The sequence below is a fragment of the Paenibacillus etheri genome, assembly GCF_001012825.1.
Taxonomy (GTDB): domain Bacteria; phylum Bacillota; class Bacilli; order Paenibacillales; family Paenibacillaceae; genus Paenibacillus_AQ; species Paenibacillus_AQ etheri.
In genome coordinates, this window is the sequence record NZ_LCZJ02000041.1 from 1 (window position 1) to 238 (window position 238).

The following is a 238-nucleotide window of genomic DNA, read 5'->3' on the forward strand; positions in this document are numbered from 1 at the left end:
TTATCATCATCTGGATCTAGACTGTCCGGAATGCCATCGCCGTCTGTATCCAGTTCACCACCGTTACCTGGCTTTGTCGGATCCAATGGGAATGGATCTTCCTTATCTTTGATTCCGTCACCGTCTGTATCTGGATGCTTCGGATCTGTTCCGTTAATGAGTTCCTGTTCATCGCTCAGGCCATCATTATCATCATCTGGATCTAGACTGTCCGGAATACCATCACCGTCTGTATCCA

Annotated in this window: 1 protein-coding gene; it reads right to left on the minus strand. The window is 47.5% G+C overall.

The features are described from left to right. A partial coding sequence (locus UQ64_RS31400) for a thrombospondin type 3 repeat-containing protein (RefSeq protein WP_342447617.1) occupies positions 1–238 on the minus strand: 238 nt, incomplete at both ends.